Annotated in this window: 14 protein-coding genes; 11 read left to right on the top strand and 3 right to left on the bottom strand. The window is 62.3% G+C overall.

All coding sequences use genetic code 11. The features are described 5' to 3' along the window. Positions 1-72 precede the first annotated feature (72 nt). The 10 genes from AC1DXN_RS16615 (at position 73) to AC1DXN_RS16660 (ending at position 11,185) form a co-directional block, all read left to right on the top strand. A complete protein-coding gene (locus tag AC1DXN_RS16615) occupies positions 73-1,512 on the top strand; it encodes a helix-turn-helix domain-containing protein (RefSeq protein WP_477274672.1) in 1,440 nt (479 codons plus the stop codon). 152 nt (positions 1,513-1,664) lie between these two features. Continuing rightward, positions 1,665-2,564 (top strand): DUF2167 domain-containing protein, encoded by a 900-nt coding sequence (locus AC1DXN_RS16620; RefSeq protein WP_477274670.1) that lies wholly within the window; start codon positions 1,665-1,667, stop codon positions 2,562-2,564. A 374-nt stretch (positions 2,565-2,938) separates the two neighbouring features. After that, positions 2,939-4,978: a hypothetical protein gene (locus AC1DXN_RS16625; protein ID WP_477274668.1), complete on the top strand. Its 2,040-nt coding sequence runs from the start codon at positions 2,939-2,941 to the stop codon at positions 4,976-4,978. A gap of 60 nt (positions 4,979-5,038) precedes the next feature. Then, entirely contained in the window at positions 5,039-5,326 is a 288-nt protein-coding gene (locus AC1DXN_RS16630; RefSeq protein ID WP_477248872.1) for a DUF1360 domain-containing protein, read from the top strand. Between the two features lie 72 nt (positions 5,327-5,398). Further along, the gene (locus AC1DXN_RS16635) at positions 5,399-5,596 is read left to right on the top strand and encodes a hypothetical protein (RefSeq protein ID WP_477274666.1); all 198 of its coding nucleotides are present in this window, start codon (positions 5,399-5,401) and stop codon (positions 5,594-5,596) included. Between the two features lie 183 nt (positions 5,597-5,779). After that, positions 5,780-6,718, top strand: coding sequence for a DMT family transporter (locus tag AC1DXN_RS16640; RefSeq protein WP_477274664.1), 939 nt, complete (start codon positions 5,780-5,782; stop codon positions 6,716-6,718). Positions 6,719-7,067: 349 nt separating this feature from the next. Then, positions 7,068-8,165 (top strand): polyamine ABC transporter substrate-binding protein, encoded by a 1,098-nt coding sequence (locus tag AC1DXN_RS16645; RefSeq protein WP_477248869.1) that lies wholly within the window; start codon positions 7,068-7,070, stop codon positions 8,163-8,165. A gap of 76 nt (positions 8,166-8,241) precedes the next feature. Then, positions 8,242-9,381: an ABC transporter ATP-binding protein gene (locus AC1DXN_RS16650; protein WP_477274662.1), complete on the top strand. Its 1,140-nt coding sequence runs from the start codon at positions 8,242-8,244 to the stop codon at positions 9,379-9,381. Between the two features lie 9 nt (positions 9,382-9,390). Next, complete coding sequence (locus AC1DXN_RS16655; RefSeq protein WP_477274660.1) at positions 9,391-10,362, top strand: ABC transporter permease subunit; 972 nt, start codon at positions 9,391-9,393, stop codon at positions 10,360-10,362. Between the two features lie 4 nt (positions 10,363-10,366). After that, the gene (locus AC1DXN_RS16660; RefSeq protein ID WP_477248928.1) at positions 10,367-11,185 is read left to right on the top strand and encodes an ABC transporter permease; all 819 of its coding nucleotides are present in this window, start codon (positions 10,367-10,369) and stop codon (positions 11,183-11,185) included. A 19-nt stretch (positions 11,186-11,204) separates the two neighbouring features. On the opposite strand, the gene AC1DXN_RS16665 is transcribed toward AC1DXN_RS16660, so the two are convergent. Next, a complete protein-coding gene (locus tag AC1DXN_RS16665) occupies positions 11,205-13,055 on the bottom strand; it encodes an AsmA family protein (RefSeq protein WP_477274658.1) in 1,851 nt (616 codons plus the stop codon). Between the two features lie 308 nt (positions 13,056-13,363). Here AC1DXN_RS16665 and AC1DXN_RS16670 point away from each other — a divergent pair, with 308 nt between their 5' ends. Further along, positions 13,364-15,322, top strand: coding sequence for an acetoacetate--CoA ligase (locus AC1DXN_RS16670; protein WP_477274656.1), 1,959 nt, complete (start codon positions 13,364-13,366; stop codon positions 15,320-15,322). A gap of 21 nt (positions 15,323-15,343) precedes the next feature. On the opposite strand, the gene AC1DXN_RS16675 is transcribed toward AC1DXN_RS16670, so the two are convergent. Together AC1DXN_RS16675 and AC1DXN_RS16680 are read right to left on the bottom strand one after the other, a co-directional pair. Beyond that, positions 15,344-16,159: an SDR family NAD(P)-dependent oxidoreductase gene (locus AC1DXN_RS16675; RefSeq protein WP_477274654.1), complete on the bottom strand. Its 816-nt coding sequence runs from the start codon at positions 16,157-16,159 to the stop codon at positions 15,344-15,346. Between the two features lie 367 nt (positions 16,160-16,526). Then, the gene (locus AC1DXN_RS16680; protein WP_477274652.1) at positions 16,527-20,324 is read right to left on the bottom strand and encodes a PAS domain S-box protein; all 3,798 of its coding nucleotides are present in this window, start codon (positions 20,322-20,324) and stop codon (positions 16,527-16,529) included. Between the last annotated feature and the right edge of the window lie 97 nt (positions 20,325-20,421).

The raw sequence follows: 20,421 nt of genomic DNA on the forward strand, positions 1-20,421 counted from the left end.
TGTCACGATTGTAAAAGACCGATGGCGCGCAGCCGCACCGAGGTCGTGTAAATTTCTGTCAAGGATAGTCGATTGGCTGATCAGAAGATCTTCGCCGGACCGCGCATCCGCCGCATCCGCAACGCCAAGGGCCTGACCCAGACGGCGATGGCCGAGGGGCTCGGCATCTCGCCGTCCTATCTCAACCTGATCGAGCGCAACCAGCGGCCGCTGACGGTGCAGCTGATCCTGAAACTGGCATCCGTCTACAAGGTCGATCCGCACGAGCTGCAGGGCGAGGCGAGGGGGTCGATATCAGCCTTGAAGGAAGTGTTTGCCGATCCGCTGCTTGTCGGCGAATTGCCGGGCGACCAGGAGCTGATCGAGCTCGCCGAGGCTGCCCCCAATGCGTCGGCCGCGATGATAAAACTGTTTCGTGCCTATCGCGAGCAGGCCGAACGGCTTTCCGATCTCAACGAACTTCTGGCGCGCGAAGGCAAGGGCACGGCACTTGCCGGCGCGCGGCTGCCGATCGATGAGGTGCACGAGATTTTCGAGCGCCGGCCGAACCATCTTACCGCGCTTGAGGAAGAGGCCGAGGCGTTCACCTCGGTGCTCGATCCTGGCGATGATCTGTTCGCCGCGCTGAAGGCCTGGCTGAAGCGCGAATACGGCATTGTGGTCAAGGTGTTGCCGGTCGCCACCATGCCGAACTGGCGCCGCCGCTATGACCGCCACTCGCAGCGTCTGTTCTTATCCGAACGCCTGTCGCCATTCGACCAGTTGCGCGAAGTGGCGATGGAAGCCTGCCTGATCCGCATGACGGTTGCGGTGGCCGGCGAGATACAAGGCCTGAAGCTGACCACTGACGAAGCCCGCCGTCTGGCCCGCTTCGAACTCGGCCGCTATGCGGCACACGCGCTGACGATGCCCTACCAGGCCTTTCACGCGGCCGCCATTCGCGCCCGTTACGACATCGACGTGCTGCGTTCGCGCTTCAACGTCTCCTTCGAGCAAGTGGCGAACCGGCTGACCACGTTGCAGCGGCCCGGCATGTTGGGCGTGCCGTTCTTCATGCTCGAGGTCGACAATGCCGGCAACCGTTTCCGCAGGGCGGGCAGCCTGGGCTTTCCGCACAGCCGCTTCGGCGGCGGCTGTCCGAAGCTGCCGGTTCATGCCGCCTTCACGCAGCCCGGCCAGATTTTTGTCGAGGCGGTGGAGATGCCCGATGGCGCCGAGTTCCTCTGCGTCGCCCGCACGCTCGAAGGGCCGCAAGGTTCGTTCTCGGAGCGTCCGCGCCGCACGGCGCTGCTTTTGGGCTGCGATATCGGCTTTCGCGACGAGATCGTCTATGGCGCGGCACTGCCGGCGGCTGCAAAGACTGGGCACGGCGGCGCTCCAGCCACGCCGGTCGGTCCTGCCTGCCGGCTGTGCGAACGCGTCGGCTGCCTGGCGCGCGCCGAACCGCCGGTGACGCGCCCGCTCGGCCTCGACGAGATGGTCACCGGCTTGAGTGCGTTCGACTTTCAGTGAGGTTGCCGGCGAAGTCGGTTTCCCCAAAAAGGCCACCCACGTCTTGCGGGTGATAACAAGTAGTCGCCTGGATCATTGCCGATGGAAATATTGATTAAGCATCGGCGGTGCGATATCGAAAGACGAGCAGCGCAACGGTCGGGGGATCAGCGATGGGCAGGACGGCTTTCTGGCTTGGTTTGGCGCTTGCCCTTTCGGCCAGCCCCGCATTGGCAGAAAAATCCTCGGAATTCTTCAAGGGCTATCGACAGTATAGCGACGACGGCAAGGCATTCCTGGATAAGATCGATCCGAAGACCGGCGCGGTCGACCTTCCCGAAGGCATCCATCTCAACCTCAAGGACAAGTTCTATTTTCTCGACAGGAAGGACGCCACGTCCGTCCTGACTGAGGCCTGGGGAAACCCGCCTGATACCGCCTCCGAAGCGATCGGCATGATCTTTCCGATCAAGTATGAACCGATCGCCGGCAACGGTTGGGGCATCGAGCTACGCTATGAAAAGATCGGCGATGTCGATGACGGCGACGCCGCGTCCATCGATTACACCGAACTGCTGAGCAGCATGCAGGCGGACACTTTGTCGGGCAATGATCAGCGAGTGAAGGACGGTTATCAGCCGATCAAGCTGATCGGCTGGGCCTCACCGCCGGTCTATGATTTCGTTCACAAGCGGTTGCACTGGGCCAAGGAACTGCAGTTCGGAGAGGATACCATCCACACGCTCAATTACGATGTCCGTTTCCTCGGCAGGGAAGGCGTCTTCGTGATGAGCTACATCGCCACGGTGGAACAATTGCCGGAGATCAAGCAGAGCCTGGACGAAGTGCTCGGCGTGGCGGACTTCAACACCGGCAGCAAATACACCGACTTCCTGCCTGGCACCGACACAGTTGCCGCGGTTGGCATTGGTGGCCTCATTGCCGGAAAATTGGCGGCAAAGGCGGGTTTCCTGGTCGTGGCGCTCATCGCGTTGAAAAAATTCGGCCTGATCCTGCTGGTCCCCCTGGCGGGCCTCTGGCGCTTCATTCGCGGCAACAAGGCCAGTTCATAGAGTAGCCGACATCCTCCGATGCTATCAGGCGTACCGCTGCTGGCGGCGCGCCTGACAGCTATTGGCCGAACTGCAGAACTCTGTATATCGGCCTGATAGTCCCGCCAGAGAGGGGTGGGTCGATTTTTGAAAATAATCGAAATGCCGACATGTCTATGAAGCATATCACATAAAATTATTGATATATAGAACGTAGATAATAAAATATTTACAGTAGTAATGCAAATTACTTTAATTATCGATAAGTTAAATTTCGAGTTGTATTTGGAAATATGTGATGCTTCTTACATAACGCCTCGGTGGTTGCTGGTATCGATGCTGGCCTGCGGATGAATTTTGCAATCCCGCAGCCAAGTCCAGAGGAGGCCACAGCCATGAAGTCGCCTGAAAAGCCGGCCGCACATGCGGCCGAACACGCCCCTGACAAGCGCATCATCACCACGATCCAGGCCGAACGCCTTGCGTCGCTGGCCAAGATCGACGCCAAGGAACTGATCGGCCACAGCATTGCCGACCTTGCCGAAAGGCTGAAGTGGCGTATCGATCCCGAACTGTTCTTCTTCCGGCGCATTTGCGGACGCGTCGTCAAGAAGGATCCGGTCACCGGCGTCGAATATCCCGTTCCGTTCGCCACCGTCGAGGTCCAGGACACCGATTGCAGTCTGGTCAGCTATTTCCCTGCCAACTGGCGCTGGGGATGGTTCTATCCCTTCCATTGCCGGCGCGAAGTCATTGCCACCGTCAAGACCGACGAATGCGGCCGCTTCTGCGTCTACGTCCCGCGCTTCGATATCGACTGGATCCTGCGCTGGCGCCATCGCCGGATCTGTTTTCCCTACATTTTCATCAGGCCTTCGATCAAGGATCTGGTGGCTTTACCGGAACTGGATCTGCCGGTGCCGCCGCGTCCAGGCCCGGTCGAGAAACTGCCCGGGTTGAAGCGCCATCTCGAGGCCGCGCTCGGCGCCGTGTCTCAGGCGGCAAGCCTGAGCCTCGAAGCGAACTCGCAAAGCGGGCGGGAAACATTGTCCGCCGAGCTTGAGGGAGCACGCGCTTTCCCGATGGAGATGCAGGCGCCTATTCCCCCGGAATTCCAGAAGCTGCTGAGCGGCGATGACGACATCGTCGGCAAGAAGCCGGCCGACCCAAGCGAGGCCATCCGCGCCGCGGTCGCCAGGCAACTGGGCGTGCATCACGCGGAAATCGATGGCTTCGACCTCAACCGCTACATCGGCCCGTTCCACCGCTGCTTCGATATTTACCTGCCGCAGTGGCAGCGCATTGTGGATGTGCCCGACATCACCTTCCGGGTCACCCAGGACACCAATGGCGACGGCATCGAGGAAGTCATCTATTCCGAAGGCTATTTCGACGTGCGCTGGAACGCCGGCGTCATTCCTCCGGTCACGCTCGTCGCTTCCAGCCAGGCGCGTGAATCGCGTGTCTGCGAAACGCCCGTCGTGCCCTGCAAGGACGTGCCGGAAATCCTGTTCGCCGGCCTGATGCCGCTCAACAATGCGTCCTACTTCAATGCCGTCACCGGCTATGCAGTGCGCCCGAACCGTCCGATACCGCCCATAGGGCCTCGCCCGCTGGCGCGGACACCGTTCCACGGCACGCTGCAGCTCTACGGCTGCGTCAACGTGCCGAAGGCGCAATTCTACCGGGTGCTCGCCAGCACCGACAATGGCGTGACCTTCAACGCCATCACCGGGCTGTCCTGGAACATCTATCCGATACCGTCGGGATCGCCGCACCTTGTCACGCCCGACGCCGATGGCTGGTATCCGGTGCTGCCCAATCCGACGGCGTTCCACCCGGACAATCTCGTGCTCGAATGGCCAACGCCGACGCTGCAGAGAACGCTGCTCAAGATCGAGGTCGGAGGGGCGGCGAAGAACCACCTGCAATATTCCGGCGTCGTCGCCATCCAGACGGACAACACTGCGCCAACGGTGCATTTCGACACGCTGGCCTGGAAGTTCGCGTCGGAATCCGACAGCGCGTTCGCTCTGCCCGGTCGCAACCTGCTGGTGCCATGCCCGACCATCCGGCGTGGCGTCGTGCCGCAAGACATCGACGTGCGCATCGTCGTCTCCGTCACCGCGCATCATCTGCGCAATGCCGTGCTGACGTCGCATGGCTGCGGCAGCGGATCCTTCTCGCTGCAGACATCACTGGCCGATACGTCTCACTGGCATGAAACAACCAGCGACAACTCATGCCTTCTATCAGGCACCTATCGTCTGGTGGCAGCGACTTCGCTCGAGGGCTCCTATGGCCTCGGCTGCAGCGCGTTCAGCCGTGCAATGAACCCTGCCGGCGCCGACAATGGGCATCTGTTCGACTGGAACTATGACCCGGTCGACATCCGGGTGGATCCCGACGTGGATATCGCCGTCATCAACGGATGAACCCTGTCTTCCGCGCGGCGGCATCTTTTCCGCCGCGCGGGAATTTCTGATGGATGTCAGATGTCGAGCGAACTTGTTTTCATCCTCATCAGCCTCGCCACCTGGCGGATCGCACATTTCGTCGCCGCCGAGGACGGACCCTTCAACATCGTCGTCAAGGTCAGGGCCAGGGCCGGCGATCATATGCTGGGGCATCTGATGGACTGTTTCTATTGCCTGAGCCTGTGGCCATCGGCCGTGTTCGCGCCGCTCGTCAGCCACGGCTGGATTGAGTTCGTGCTGGTCTGGCTCGGCGCCTCCGGTGCTGCCTGCCTGTTCGAGCAGGCGACCGGGTCGAAGACAACATAACAACAGGAGACGATGATGGGATGCTGTGGTCAAAATCGCCAGGTATGGCAGTCGCCACCACGCCGAACCCAGATGTCCGGAACACCGCAGCCGCCGGCGCTGACCGGCGCTGTCGCGATCGAGTATCGCGGCGACACCTCGATCGTCGTCGCCGCGCCGGCATCGGGCTTTACCTACGTCTTCCCGAAAGCCGGGGAACATCTCGAGGTCGATGGCCGCGACGTCGCCTGGCTTCTTTCCCTGGGCGACTTTGCCGTTGCCGGCGGCTAGAGCATGATCCCGAAAAGTGGAATCCGGTTTTCGGAAAAGATCATGCTCAACAGGTTCAAGGTGCCCTAAGCGGAACATTGTGCTGGACCACGCCCAGCCACCAACTTTGCGTTACGCGAATGAAGCACGTTTCTGTCGTCCACTGCGCATCGTGCCGCCCGGAAATCGCCGACAGTCGCACTCATGACCGATATCGCATCACCAAGTGTCGTCTCGCCGCGCGAGGAGCGCGTCGGCTATCTCCTGATATTCCTGTCGGCGCTGGTTTGGAGCTTTGGCGGTACCATCGCCCGTTTCATCGATACCGGTGACAACTGGGCGGTGATCTTCTGGCGCTCGCTCTGGGCCGTCGCCTTTCTGCTTGGCTTCATGGTCTGGCGCGACGGCTGGCGCGGCACGCCGAAATTGTTTCGCGACATGGGCCTGCCCGGCCTTGCCGTGGCCATTTGCTTTGCCACCGCTTCGACCTCGTTCGTCGTCGCGCTCTCCTACACCACCGTCGCCAACATCCTGTTGATGCAGGCCGGCGTGCCATTGCTGGCGGCGCTGCTTGCCTGGGCGTTGTTTCGCGAACGGGTGACTGTCGCGACTTGGATGGCTATCGCTGCGGTCATCGTCGGCGTTGCCATCATGGTCTCGGAATCGCTCGACGGCGCCGTCTCTCCGATCGGCGACGGCCTGGCGCTGCTGATTGCCGTCATGTTCTCGATCGCAACTGTCGTCACCCGGCGTTTCGCTCATGTACGCATGACGCCGGCCACTTGCCTTGGCGCGATGCTCGCTGCCACATTCGCGGCGTCCCAGGCATCGGAGCTTGCCGTTTCCGGCCACGATATGGGTTTTCTCTTCGCCTTCGGCGTCGTCAATCTAGGCCTCGGCCTGGCCTTCTTCACCACCGGCGCCCGACTTGTTCCGGCGGCGGTCGCGGCGTTGATTGGCACTTTTGAACCGATCCTAGGGCCCATCTGGGTCTGGCTTGTTCATTCCGAAGTGCCCTCGGTGCGCACCATCGTCGGCGGCGCGGTCGTGGTCACGGCGCTGCTTGTCCATATCGGGCTCGAATTCAAACGCCAGGCCCGGCCGGCGCGACCGGGGGTCGCCGGCGTGCCATCCCCTAATTAATGCAGTGCACGGGTTTGCCATTGACAACGTCGCTACCGGGCGGGYAGGCTGGGGCTACGGCAACAACAAGACAGGCGTATCTTGCCAAGTCTCCCCGCCGGTCCAATCGAGACCGGACCAAATCGTCGTATCCCTGCCCGCGCCATGGCGAGAGCCGCTGACGGCGCAGCAGTGCCATCCAGGCCACGACAAGCGCACAACGCTCGCGACATCAGCACATCGAACCACTCCCATGGTGTCGCCAGTTCGTGCTTGTCGCGTCCTGGAAAGCTCAATAGTCTGAAGCAAATGCCCGGCCGCGCTACGCCGCGACGAGCCGGCGACGGAACACTCACCAAAGGAGAATAGCATGATCCGCAAAGCGCTCTGGCTTTCGGCGACCTCGGCATTTCTGACGCTTTTCGCCGTCGGCGGTCACGCCGAGGATCGCGTCGTCAACGTCTTCAACTGGTCGGATTATATCGACGCCTCGATCATCGACGACTTCACCAAGGAAACCGGCATCAAGGTCGTCTACGACACCTTTGATTCCAACGAAATCCTGGAAACCAAACTGCTTGCCGGCGGCAGCGGCTACGACGTCGTCGTGCCCAGCGGCAACTTCCTTGCACGCCAGATCCAGGCCGGCGTGTTCCAGAAGCTCGACAAGTCCAAGCTGCCCAACATTTCTAACATGTGGGACACCGTTTCGGAGCGAACCGCCAAATACGACCCCGGCAACGAATATTCGATCAACTACATGTGGGGCACGGTCGGTATCGGCTACAACCTCAAGAAGGTGCAGGCAGCACTTGGCACCGACAAGATCGACAGCTGGGACGTGTTCTTCAATCCCGACAGCCTGGCCAAGCTGAAGGATTGCGGTGTCTATGTGCTGGACTCGCCGGCCGATATCATACCGGCGGCGCTGAAATATCTCGGTCTCGATCCGAACAGCACCTCTGCCGACGATATCGCCAAGGCCCAGGACACGTTGCTGAAGATCCGGCCCTTTATCCGCAAGTTCCACTCTTCCGAATACATCAACGCGCTCGCCAATGGCGATATCTGCCTGGCGGTCGGCTGGTCGGGTGACGTGTTCCAGGCCCGCAACCGCGCGGTCGAGGCCAAGCAGGGGGTCGAAATCGGCTATTCGGTGCCCAAGGAAGGCGCCCAGATGTGGTTCGATCAGATGGCGATCCCTGCCGACGCAACGCATGTCGCCGAGGCGCATGAATTCCTCAACTACATGATGAAGCCGGAAGTCATCGCCAAGTCCTCCAATTATGTGCTGTACGCCAACGGCAACAAGGCTTCGCAGCAGTTCGTAGACAAGGCGATCCTGGACGATCCGGCGATCTATCCGGATGCCGCGACCTTGGAGAAGCTCTACACCGTCCAGCCTTACGATCCCAAGACCCAGCGTGTCATCACGCGCACCTGGACCAAGATCGTCACCGGCCAATAAGCAATCTGACACGACCCCGGCAATCCTCTGCCGGGGTCGGTTTCCTTTCGGGGCAAAAAGCAGGACGGAGTGGGACATGAAATCGCTTGGCAGCATCCGCAGGGATTTCGCGCCATGGAATGATCCGAACGCCAAGCCGTATATTCAATTCGACAATGTCACCAAGAAGTTCGGCGACTTTACCGCCGTCAACAATCTGTCGCTGACCATCTTCGAGCGCGAGTTCTTCGCGCTGCTCGGCGCCTCCGGTTGCGGCAAGTCGACTCTGCTCAGAATGCTCGCCGGCTTCGAGGAGCCGACCGCCGGTCGTATCCTGCTCGATGGCCAGGATCTGCGTGGCATCCCGCCCTACCGGCGGCCCGTCAACATGATGTTCCAGTCCTATGCGTTGTTTCCGCATATGACCGTGGAGAAAAACATCGCCTTCGGCCTCAAGCAGGAAGGCATGCCCGCTGCCGATATCGAAAAGCGCGTCGCCGAGATGCTGAAGCTGGTCAAGCTCGAGCAGTTCGCCAAGCGCAAGCCGCACCAATTGTCCGGCGGCCAGCGCCAGCGCGTCGCCCTTGCCCGCTCGGTCGCCAAGCGGCCGAAGGTGCTGCTGCTCGACGAGCCGCTTGGCGCGCTCGACAAGAAGCTGCGCGAGGAAACCCAGTTCGAACTGATGGACCTGCAGCAAAATCTCGGCCTCACCTTCGTCGTCGTCACCCACGACCAGGAAGAGGCGATGACTATGGCTGACCGCATCGCCATCATCGACAAGGGCGAGGTGATGCAGGTGGCGACGCCGGCCGAAGTCTATGAAGCCCCGAGCTCGCGCTTTGTCGCCCACTTCGTCGGCAACGTGAATATGTTCGAAGGCAAGGTTGCCGAGCACACGGCCAAGACAACCCGCATCGCCGGTGCGACTGGAGCCCAGATCGTCGTAGACAATTCCGTCGACACCGCCGCAGGCGCCGACATCGTCTTCGCCATCAGGCCTGAGAAGATCAGGATTTCGTCGAGAAAGCCCGCCGATGCGGTCAATGCGCTCGAAGGCGAAGTCTACGACATCGCCTATCTCGGCGACATGACCGTTTATCATGTCAGGCTGGATGACGGGCAGATGGTACGGGCCAGCACGATGAACGCGGCACGCATCGCCGAGGACCCGCTGAGCTGGAACGATCGGGCCTGGGTGTCTTTCCGGCCCGATGCCGGCGTTGTGCTGACGCGGTAGGGGGCGGTCATGTCGAATGCCGCTATTACCGTCGCACCACCCTCTTCAGACACCACCAGCAAGTCTTTCCCGGCCCGGTTGGGAGCCGCCTTCGTCGGCCGCCTGGTCATCATCATTCCTTATGTCTGGCTCCTGTTCTTCTTCCTCATTCCGTTCGTCATCGTCTTCAAGATCTCGCTGTCACAGACGGCGATCGCCATTCCGCCCTATACGCCGGCACTCGATTTCAGCGCTGGCATTTCCGGGTTTTTTGCGCAGCTGAAACAGCTCAGTGTGGATAACTACACATGGCTGACGCAGGACGCGCTCTACTTCAACGCCTATGTGACCAGCGTCATCATCGCCGCAATCTCGACGGTGCTGACATTGATCGTCGGATACCCGATCGCCTACGGCATGGCGCGGGCGCCGGCAACGATCCGCCCCACCTTGCTGATGCTGGTGATCCTGCCATTCTGGACCTCGTTCCTGATCCGCGTCTACGCCTGGATCGGCATCCTCAAGCCAGAGGGATTGCTCAACCAGTTGCTGCTCGCCACCGGCGTCATCCACGAGCCGCTGATTATCCTCAACACCTACACGGCGATCTTCATCGGCATCGTCTATTCCTACCTGCCGTTCATGGTGCTGCCGCTCTATTCCGCCCTCGAGAAGATGGATTATTCGCTGATCGAGGCGGCAAAGGATCTCGGCTGCCCACCGACATCAGCCTTCTGGAAAATCACCTTCCCGCTGTCGCTACCTGGCGTCATCGCCGGCTGTCTGCTGGTGTTCATCCCGGCGGTCGGCGAGTTCGTCATTCCCGACCTGCTCGGCGGCTCGCAGACGCTGATGATCGGCAAGACGCTGTGGAACGAGTTCTTCGCCAATCGCGACTGGCCGGTGTCGTCCGCCGTCGCCGTCATCCTGCTCTTGCTGCTGATCGTGCCGATCATGCTCTTCCAGCGAGCGCAGGCGCGCTCTCAGGAAATGGATCGGTGACATCATGAACACCACCTGGAGCCGCTTCAACATCACCTCGATCGTGCTCGGTTTTGCCTTTCTTTACCTGCCGATCGTCCTGCTCATCGTCTTCTCTTTCAACGAGTCGAAACTGGTTACCGTCTGGGGCGGCTTCTCGACCAAATGGTACGTCTCGCTGTTTCACAACCAGGGCCTCATGGATGCGACCTGGGTTACGGCGCGCGTTGGCCTGATTTCGGCCACCGTGGCAACCGTGCTCGGCACGCTGGCGGCACTTACCTTGACCCGCTACACGCGCTTCAGGGGCAGGGTGCTGTTTTCCGGCATGGTGTTTGCGCCGCTGGTCATGCCGGAAGTCATCACCGGCCTGTCGCTGCTGCTGCTTTTCGTTGCCGTCGGTCTCGATCGCGGCTTCCTCACCGTGACGCTTGCCCACATCACGCTGACCATGTGCTTCGTCGCCGTCGTCGTGCAGTCGCGCCTCATCACCTTCGACCGTTCGCTGGAAGAAGCCGCGATGGATCTGGGCGCAACGCCGGTGAAGACCTTCTTCCAGATCACGCTGCCGGTCATCATGCCGGCGATCGTGTCAGGCTGGATGCTGGCCTTCACTCTGTCCCTCGACGATCTGGTCATTGCCAGTTTCACCTCCGGGCCGGGCGCCACCACCTTGCCGATGAAGATCTATAGCCAGGTTCGCCTCGGCGTGACGCCGGAGATCAACGCCGCCTGCACCATTCTGATCGCCGTTGTTGCTGTCGGCGTCATCATCGCCTCGCTCGCCAACAAGCGTCGTGAGGTTCAGCGTCAGCTCGACGAACAGGCCGCTCAGCGTGGCTGACGGGTTGAGAGCCGGCGGCCTACTCGCCTGAAACGCCACGGCTGATCGGCGAGATGAACGGCGTGCTCCAGGTGCCCCCGACGAAGAACGAGGACTGGTTAGGGCCTTGTGCATTTGTCGGCGTAGCGGCCTTGTCCGGCTGGATGATGCCGCCGGAGAGCGCCAGTCCGCGACCGGCATAGGAGGCGATGCCGGAAAGCCAGATCTTGTACTTCGCCGAGTTGGCTTCGGCCTTGTCGAGCCTGGCGACGCCCTTGGAGATGCTGGCCTTGAGCTCGGCGCCGTCGATCGGCAGCGTTCCGTCGGCGACATCGTCGAGCGCGAAGAACCCGCCCTGCTCCGAGTGCTTGAGAAACGCCTGAAGGTTGAGGCCGCTGAGGGCGCCCGGACCGAACGTCGCCGAGACCGAGCCGTCGGCGTTTTCGAAGATGGAGCTCCAGGATTTACCGGGCCCCTTGAGGATGACCGAGACGGTTCCGGTGCTGGCTGGCACCAGCCGCGTCATCCCCGCCGCGGTGCCGAAAGCGCCGCCATCGATATCGGAAGCCAAAAGCCGGATCTCGACCTGCGTGCCCTCAGGCTTGCGGTCGAAACGGAGGCTGCTCTGGATGTTGCCGCCAAAAGCCGACGCATCGGAAATGTCGAACACCGCGAGGCCGTTCTTGACCTGGGCGGTGGCGGCGACGTCGGCAAGCTGGATCGCACCCGCCGTGGCGTGCGCTGCCGACAGTCTGAGATCGAGATTGATCCGGTCGGCGAAGCTGCTGTCGATTTCGCCTGGGCCGGTTTCGCCGGCGGGGGCCAGCGGCGTGAAGGCGGAGAGAAACGACCTGAGGTCGAGCGTATCGAAGGCGAGCGTGCCGGAGATCACCGGCAGCGCTTCACCGAAGGAGAAATCAAGCGCGCCCATGCCCGGATTGTTGTCCAGGGCCACTGCGGTGTTTTCGAATTTTATGCGGCCGGCTGTAGCCGTTACCTTGCTCGAGATCGAGACGGAACCGATGGCGGCACCCGGCGCGATGCCGGCCTGCGACCATTCCAGCACACGCCTGAGCGACGGGGCTGAAAATTTGGCCTGGCCATCGAAATAGGCATTTTCGGACATGCCGGCGACGCCATCGAATGAAAAGCTGGCAGGTGCTGCCTTGAAGGAAAGCGTGATCGGCGCGGCGCCCCCGGCAAACAACACCAGCGGCTTGGGCGAGGCGACATCGACGGCGACGCTTTCGCCGCGCCAGATTCCGGTTGCCGTCAGCGTCGCATTGCTGTTCATCGCCGCCCAGCTTGCCTGGCCGGTCAGGCTGCTCAGGATTTCATCGTCCTTGCCGCCAACGGAGGCGACCATGCGGCCGTCCCTGAATTCCACGGTGCCGAATGGATCGGTCGGCAGCTTGCTCAGATCCGGCGTCGCCGGATTGGCGTTGACCACGCCGCGGGCGGTGTCGATCGAGCGCGTGATGCGTCCGCCGGACGGTATGGCAGGCAGGAAGAACCCGTTTGCCATGCGCTGAACCCTGATCGTCGGCCGCACCAGCCGCGCCGTCGAAAACACCACGTCGCCGCGCAGCGCCGCCATGGCGGAAAGGTCGACCTCGACCCGCTCGGCCTCGATCACCGGTGGCGCATCGGTCTCCGTCCATTGCGAAAGCGTCACGTCGGTCAGGATGGCCCGGAATTTCGGCCACACCTCAATGCGCGGCGCGCCATCGATGGTAACCCTGAAACCGCTCCACGCGCTCATCTCCCAGGCGATGCGGTCGCGCACGATACGGGTGGAGGCAATCAGCGGCAGCGCGGCGACGACCAGCGCGATGACGAGCACGGCAACGCCGATCGCCCATACTCCGCGCCGGATCAAAGGTGATGGCATATCGCCCCGTATGCTTCCATTCCAACAAAAATCGCCCAACGGGTGTAACCCAAGACTTAGGCATTTCAAGTCTTTATGGCCCGGCGATGGCATTTGCGCACACCCAGCGCGGTCGACCCGAACAAAATCTTGCTCTGCTGCGCTGCGATATGCATAAGCGAGGTAGCCCAATGCATGTCAAAAAGTCTTCATCTCGGACCTGATACGAGGGTGCGCGACGGTTTTGGGACAGCGATTTGCATGAAGCAGAGTTTAAAGCGCGTGGCATAAATCCCTTCAAACGCGACGTGCTTTAAGGAGGAACGATCATGGCTGCCGACGCCCCCCTCTGGACCCCGACACAAGACCGGATTGATGCGGCGCCATTGACCGCCTTCATGAAGGCCGCTGCGGCAAAAGCCGGCACATCCTTCGCCTCCTATGCCGAACTCCACAGCTGGTCGGTCGAGGACCGCGAGGGTTTCTGGAGCCTGGTCTGGGACTTCTGTGGCATTGTCGGCGACAAGGGCGAGACCGTGCTCGTCGATGGCGACAAGATGCCCGGCGCCTCGTTCTTCCCCCAAGCGACGCTGAACTTCGCCGAGAACCTGCTGAAGAAGACTGGCTCGGGCGACGCAATCGTCTTTCATGGCGAGGACAAGGTCGAGCGCCGGCTGTCCTGGAACGAACTGCATGCGCTGACGTCGCGCCTGCAGCAGCTTTTCCTGTCGCTCGGCGTCAAAAAGGGCGACCGCGTCGCCGCCATGATACCCAACATGCCGGAAGCCGTCGCCGCTATGCTGGCGGCTGCCTCGATCGGCGCGGTCTGGTCATCCTGCTCTCCCGATTTCGGCGAGCAGGGCGTGCTCGACCGTTTTGGTCAGATCGAGCCGGTCGTCTTCATTGCGCCGGACGGCTACTGGTACAATGGCAAGGCGATCGAGGTGGCTGACAAGATTGCTGCCGTGGCGGCGAAGCTCACCACCGTCCGCAAGATCCTGATCGTCGACTATCTCGGCACCTCGGCCGATGTGGCAGTGACCGTCGACAAGGCTGCGGCGCTCGAAGACGCGTTGGCACCTTTTGCAGCCAAGCCCGTCGCCTTCGAGCGATTGCCGTTCGCGCAGCCGCTCTACATCCTGTTTTCGTCAGGCACGACCGGCATTCCCAAATGCATCGTCCACTCAGCCGGCGGCACGCTGATCCAGCATGTCAAGGAACACCGGCTGCATGCCGGTCTCACCGACGGCGACCGCTTCTTCTACTTCACCACTTGCGGCTGGATGATGTGGAACTGGCTGGTGTCGGGGCTCGTCTCCGGAGCGACGCTGCTGCTCTATGACGGCTCGCCCTTCTACCCCGACGGCAATGTGCTGTTCGACTTCGCCGATGCCGAGAAGATGAGCTTTTTCGGCACCTCGGCCAAATTCATCGATTCCGTGCGCAAAGCCGGCCTCAAGCCGATCAGGACGCATGATCTGTCGAGCGTGCGGGCGATTTCCTCCACTGGCTCGCCGCTGTCGCCGGAGGATTTCCGATTCGTCTACGACGGCATCAAACAGGACGTCCACCTGGCCTCGGTCTCCGGCGGCACCGATATCGTCTCCTGCTTCGTGCTCGGCGTGCCGATTGAGCCGGTGTGGACCGGCGAGATCCAGGGGCCGGGCCTTGGCCTTGCCGTCGATGTCTGGGACGATGACGGCAAGCCGGTCAGGCAAGAGAAGGGCGAACTGGTCTGCGCCAAGGCGTTCCCGGCGATGCCGATCGGCTTCTGGAACGACCCCGAAGGCAAGAAGTACAGCGCGGCCTATTTCGAGCGTTTCGACAATGTCTGGTGTCACGGCGACTTCGCCGAATGGACGGCGCATGGTGGCATGATCATCCATGGCCGCTCCGACGCGACGCTCAATCCGGGCGGCGTGCGCATCGGCACGGCGGAGATCTACAACCAGGTCGAACAGATGCCCGAGATTCTGGAGGCGCTGTGCATCGGCCAGGATTTCGACAATGACGTGCGCGTCGTGCTGTTCGTGCGGCTGGCCGCTGGCGTGCAGCTGGACGCTGACCTGGAAAAACGCATCCGCGCGAAAATCCGTACCGGGGCGAGCCCCCGTCACGTGCCGGCAAAGATCGTCGCCGTGTCCGACATTCCACGCACCAAATCGGGCAAGATCACCGAGCTTGCGGTGCGCGATGTCGTGCATGGCCGCGCCATCAAGAACAAGGAAGCGCTCGCCAATCCCGAAGCGCTGGAGCTGTTCAGGAACCTGCCGCAGCTTGCCGACTGAGCAGGCATCCCGACCCGAACGTCAGCGCAGCCAGGACCGGATACCACGCTTTGCCGCACCGGTCTTCGGTTCTGGATCTCTGCCAAATCCCAAACGCCCCGACATCCCTTGGTCAGCGACCAGTTCGGCTCCACTGAACGCCGCACTTTGATCCGAAAGCAGGAAAACAGCAGTCGCTGCGACCTGCGGCACGGTGTTGTATGTCCCGGTCGCGTGCCCAGTGTTGAAATAGCGTTCCGCCGCGGCATCCTTCGCCGACATCTCGGCGATGGCTTCAGTCCGGGTCAGGCCGGGACAGAGCGCATTGACGCGGATCTGGTGCTTGCCAAGGCTCCACGCCATGGCTCTCGTCATCGAAACGACAGCGCCTTTGGTCGCCGCATACATCTCATAGCCGGCAAGCGTGGCGCCTGCGTGGTTCGAGGCAATGTTGACGTTCGATCCGCCGCGCCGTGCGTTGATCATCAGCCGGGCGATGTGCTGCGAGACAAGGAAGACCGAACGCTGGTTGACCTGCCAGAGCCGGTCCAGATCGCCAAGCGCCACATCGAGAAACGGCGTCTGCAAGGTGACGCCGGCATTGTTCACCAGCCCGTCCGGGGAGCCGTATCGCTGCGCGATTGCCTCCGCCATAGCCGCGATGCTCTCCGGCGATGCGACATCGACTTGCAGGAACTCGGCGCCGGCGCGTTCGACAGCGTCGCGGTGCTCGGCGAGCAGGGTCGCGCCGACCACCGTGGCGCCGGCTTCGACACAGGCCCGCGCGATGCCGAGACCGATACCGGCACCAGAGCCGGTAACGACGATGATCTTGCTGGAAAGTGATTGCGTGGACACTTCACAGCTCCTGCGGTGATGCCATCTTTCGCTGAAACAGCAGGACCAGCACGAGCAGCGGCAGCAGGCCGAATACAGCACGGGTATGGTTAACAAAATATGTCGGTGGAATTTACCTAGATTTCACGAGTGGTACACTTTCGTAAATTTTCAATCACGCTGGTAAGGACTTGTTAAGGGCCGGCGTCGATAGTCTCACGTAACTTGACGGAGAAATCCCGTTCCTCGAAGTCCCCTGAGGATCTGAATTCGCTCAAGCCCCCGTTGTGACAGCAATCCAATTACTTAAGGCGTCCTCTTGGACGCCTTTTCTTTGTCTGGACCATGATCCCGCGGAAACGGGATCTGGTTTCGCAAGCGCAGGGCTCTAGTCCGCGAGCACGCGGGTCGAAGGAAAGCCGACTTCGACCAGGGTTCCTTCGCCGGGCGTCGAGGTGATGGTGAAGCGGGCCCGGTTCGCCTCGACCATCGCCTTGGTCAGCGGCAGCCCGAGACCGGTGCCATCACCGCGTCCGCGCTTCAGCGCATTGATCTGCTTGAACGGCTTCAGCGCCTGCTCGATCTCGGCCTGGCTCATGCCGATGCCGGTGTCGCGCACGCGCATGACGACATCGCCGGAGGTTTCATAGGCAGTCGAGACGATCACCTGGCCGCCGGCTTGCGTGTAGCGGATGGCGTTGGACAGGATGTTGAGGGCGATCTGGCGCACGCTGCGCAGGTCGGCCACCACTTCCGGCAACCGCGACGCGAAGCTGGAGCGGATGATGACACGTTCGCGGTTGGCCTGCGGCTGCATCATCGCCACCGTTTCGCCCAGCGTGTCGTTGAGCGACACCGCTTCGTAGTCCATCTCCTGCTGGCCGGCCTCGATCTTCGAGATGTCGAGCAGGTCGTTGACGAGGTCGAGTACATGGTTGCCCGAGCGGTTGATGTCGCGCAGATAGTCGCGGTAGCGGTCATTGGCCACCGGTCCGAATTTCTCGTCCACCATCAGTTCGGAAAAGCCGATGATGGCGTTGAGCGGCGTGCGGATCTCGTGGCTGATGCGCGCCAGAAAATCGGTCTTCTGCGACGAGGCGCGTTCGGCCACCGCGCGCGCCTGGGTTAGATCCTCTTCGGCTCGCTTCCACTGCGTGATGTCGCGCACCACGGCGCAGAAGCCGCTGTCGTTGGGCAGCCTGCCGATGGTCATGAACAGCGGAATGAAACGCCCCTGCGCCTCGCGTCCGATCACTTCGCGGCCGTCATTCATCACACTCGCCACGCCGGGTTCGGAAAGCCCGCTGAGATAGTCGCGCGCCGCGCGCTGGCTTTCGATGGCAAACAGCGAGGCGAAGGGCTTGCCGGTCACCTCGTCGCTGTCGAAGCCGAACAGCGCTTCCGCGGGGCGGCTGATCGAGCGGATCGCTCCGTCGCGGCCGATCAGCACGACGCCGTCAGTGGCGGTGTCGATGATGGTGCGCATTTCGGCAATGCGGCTCTTGAGTTCGGAAATGTCCGGCTGTGTCTGTTCGTTGGGCGCGCTATGCAGAGCTGCCGGAGCCTCGTCGTCGCCGGTGCGGCGCACCACCAGCATCAGCGCCTTGCCGTCGCGCCACGGAACCGAGCGCAGAATAGCCTCGATCGGGAACTCCTGCCCGTCGCGTGTCTTCAGCCGCAGCGCGCGATCGGCTCCGTCGGAAGCGCTTTCGTCGGTGTAGGGATCGGCAAACAGCGCGCCGAGGCCGCCGGCATCACTCAGATCCTCCAGCGTGTCGTACTCGGTCAGGCTGAGAAACTCCTCATTCGCATAATGCAGCTCGTCGCCGGAATGGATGAGCAAGGGGACGGGCAATTTGCCGAGGATCGACGTATCCGGGGCCTTGGTTTCGTCTCCGGCCGAAAACGCCGAGGGCACGAACCCTTCAAGCCTGAGCGGCGGCACTTTGAGGCGCGGTCGCTCGACCGGAGCAGTTTCCATAGCCCCAGCCGTAGCGCCTGAAGCGGCTTCGTCGTCGGGCTGCGCCCAATCCTCGTCATCTTCGGCGTCGCGGAAGTCGGCAGCCGTCATGCTGTCGTCGTCTGCGGCAGCGCGGGCTGTTTGCCCCGCATCGGCTGTCGCGGATGTCTCCGCTGTGGGCTGCGCGGCAGCCTTGGTGGGGTCGGCACTCGCTTGCGTCGCCGCCTCTTCATCCGGTTCGGAAACCGGCGCCTGGTCGTCATCTTTGGCGGCTTCGTCTGTCCTATCGGCGTAGTTGAGCAGGGAACCCGAGACTGCAGGCACAATGGGTTGCTCGACTGGACTCTCTGGAACGACCTCGTCCGGCCGCTCGCCGTCGAGCCGCGCCAGATCCTTCTCGTCTTCGGCATCGGTTTCAGGCGGCTCGGCCGCGGCGACCAAATCTTCGACGGCCGCTTCCACCGGCCTTTCGGCATCCGGCTTCTCGGCGTCTGGCTGTTCAGCCATTGGCTGCTCGGCCGCCGCTGAACTGTCTTTCCTAAGCCGCTCGCCGATCTCACGGAACGCGCTGCGTTCCAGCGTTGACAGGCCCCTCTCACTTGCCGGCTGCTTGTCGTTGGCCGGTTGCCGATGCTCGGCCAACCGGATCACCTTGTCAGCGAAGCGGCGTTCCTGTTTCGGCACGATGGTCAGCGCCGGCACCTCGCCCTTGAACGGGTCGGCCGGCTTAGGCGCCTCGGCCACGGTCTCTTCGACCGCAGGCTCTGTCGCCGCTTTTGTCTCGCTATTGGGGACCAGCGTCATGCCGATGGCTTCCGGATCGACCACCGCGTCACTGGCGCGGGCAACGCCGAAACCGCGAAAACCTTCGAAGGCGCGGCTGCGGCCGTAGACGGGCAGCGCCGCCAGATCGACAGGTATCTTCAGATCGGTGCCGGCAACCGGCCACAGCACCGAGCGCCCGGACCAGGTGTCGCGCCGTTCGAGCAGGCCGGCGATCTCGCCGGAGGCATCGAGGCCGAAGGTGGCCGCCACATCCTTGAAGCGGCGGCCGATCACGTCGGCGGCCGGCTTGCCGACGATGTCGGCGAATTCGGGCGACAGGGTGCTGAACTTGCCTTCGGCATCGGTGCGCCAGACGAAGCGCAGCGGCGGCGCCGAACGGTCAATCGGCCGAGCGGAACGCTCTACCGGGGTGGTGGCCTGAGGGGCGTCCTGTTTCGCGCTTTCCGGCGCAACATCCGACGCAGCCGCAGTTTCAACAGGTTCGGATTGGTCCGGCTGCTTCGCGTCGTCCTCGCCGGTATTGAAATACCAATGATCATGCTGCGCCGGGCTGGCCACCGGGTCACTTGCCGCCGCTTGCGGTCCGGTCGATTCGGCGTGTTCCGACGATGCCGGGATCAGTTCGGCGACTTCAGGGACAGGCTCTGTTGTCACCTCCGCCGTCGCGGCCGTCGGCTCGTTGTTCTGAGCTGCTTCCGGCTGGCCAACGACATCGTCCGCCACCTCACCGGTGATGGCTTCCGCCTCGCTGATGGGCTCGGCAGGGCTTTCGTCATCAAGCTGGTCTTCGTCGATCACCACCAGAAGGTGCCGCGTATCGGTCAGCTTGGCGAAGCCGGCTGGATAGGAGGCGGCGCCGCCTGGAACCAGGCGCTTGACGATGCGGTCGTTCTCAGCGGTCACGTCCGCGACAAGCGCGGCCAGCGTCTGCGGCAGGATCCCGAGTGCCGAAAACCCATCCGAAGCGGCCTCGACGGCGCCCGAAGCATCGACAAAAGCGATGAAGTGTCCGTGTTCGGTAAAGCCGCTGATGGCGCGCGCGGCAGTCTCGGCCGCGCTGCGTGAGCCGGTCTGCGCCGCCGGCACCACCAGCATGATCGCGCTTTCGCCATCCGGCATCGTCACCGCACTGGCCAGGAACCCGACGGCGTTGCTGGTCATGCCGGTCGCCAGCCGGACCGTGATCGAACGATCGTGGCCGATCTCCGGAAAACCGCTGGTCGCCATGATCTGGCGCCGGGCAATCAGCGGCAGGCGCGCCGAGGCGCCGATGATCGCTTCGATGTCGGGATAGCCGAACACCGCAGCGCCCGGTCCATTGGCCCAGATCACCTGTTCGAGGTCGGCCGACAATATGGCGATCGCGTCGCCGGCGGCAAAGCGCTGGCGCACCGCGTCGAGCACCGCGACGTCGAGGAAAGAGTAGTTTTCGGACGGCATGTGCTTGGCGGACCCTTACAGAGCGGGCAATTTGCAGTTAACGCTTTATTAATAAAAGCCGGCGGCGCGAAGGTCCACAAGCCATAACGTGCAGCGA

It is taken from the genome of Mesorhizobium sp. P2_H9 (genome assembly GCF_056403215.1).

Excerpts from the sequence above, each read along its gene's own strand:
- AC1DXN_RS16620 (WP_477274670.1), top strand. The coding sequence starts at position 1,665 with ATGGGCAGGACGGCTTTCTGGCTTGGTTTGGCGCTTGCCCTTTCGGCC.
- AC1DXN_RS16625 (WP_477274668.1), top strand. The coding sequence starts at position 2,939 with ATGAAGTCGCCTGAAAAGCCGGCCGCACATGCGGCCGAACACGCCCCT.
- AC1DXN_RS16630 (WP_477248872.1), top strand. The coding sequence starts at position 5,039 with ATGTCGAGCGAACTTGTTTTCATCCTCATCAGCCTCGCCACCTGGCGG.
- AC1DXN_RS16635 (WP_477274666.1), top strand. The coding sequence starts at position 5,399 with ATGTCCGGAACACCGCAGCCGCCGGCGCTGACCGGCGCTGTCGCGATC.
- AC1DXN_RS16640 (WP_477274664.1), top strand. The coding sequence starts at position 5,780 with ATGACCGATATCGCATCACCAAGTGTCGTCTCGCCGCGCGAGGAGCGC.
- AC1DXN_RS16645 (WP_477248869.1), top strand. The coding sequence starts at position 7,068 with ATGATCCGCAAAGCGCTCTGGCTTTCGGCGACCTCGGCATTTCTGACG.
- AC1DXN_RS16650 (WP_477274662.1), top strand. The coding sequence starts at position 8,242 with ATGAAATCGCTTGGCAGCATCCGCAGGGATTTCGCGCCATGGAATGAT.
- AC1DXN_RS16655 (WP_477274660.1), top strand. The coding sequence starts at position 9,391 with ATGTCGAATGCCGCTATTACCGTCGCACCACCCTCTTCAGACACCACC.
- AC1DXN_RS16660 (WP_477248928.1), top strand. The coding sequence starts at position 10,367 with ATGAACACCACCTGGAGCCGCTTCAACATCACCTCGATCGTGCTCGGT.
- AC1DXN_RS16665 (WP_477274658.1), bottom strand. The coding sequence starts at position 13,055 with ATGCCATCACCTTTGATCCGGCGCGGAGTATGGGCGATCGGCGTTGCC.
- AC1DXN_RS16670 (WP_477274656.1), top strand. The coding sequence starts at position 13,364 with ATGGCTGCCGACGCCCCCCTCTGGACCCCGACACAAGACCGGATTGAT.
- AC1DXN_RS16680 (WP_477274652.1), bottom strand. The coding sequence starts at position 20,324 with ATGCCGTCCGAAAACTACTCTTTCCTCGACGTCGCGGTGCTCGACGCG.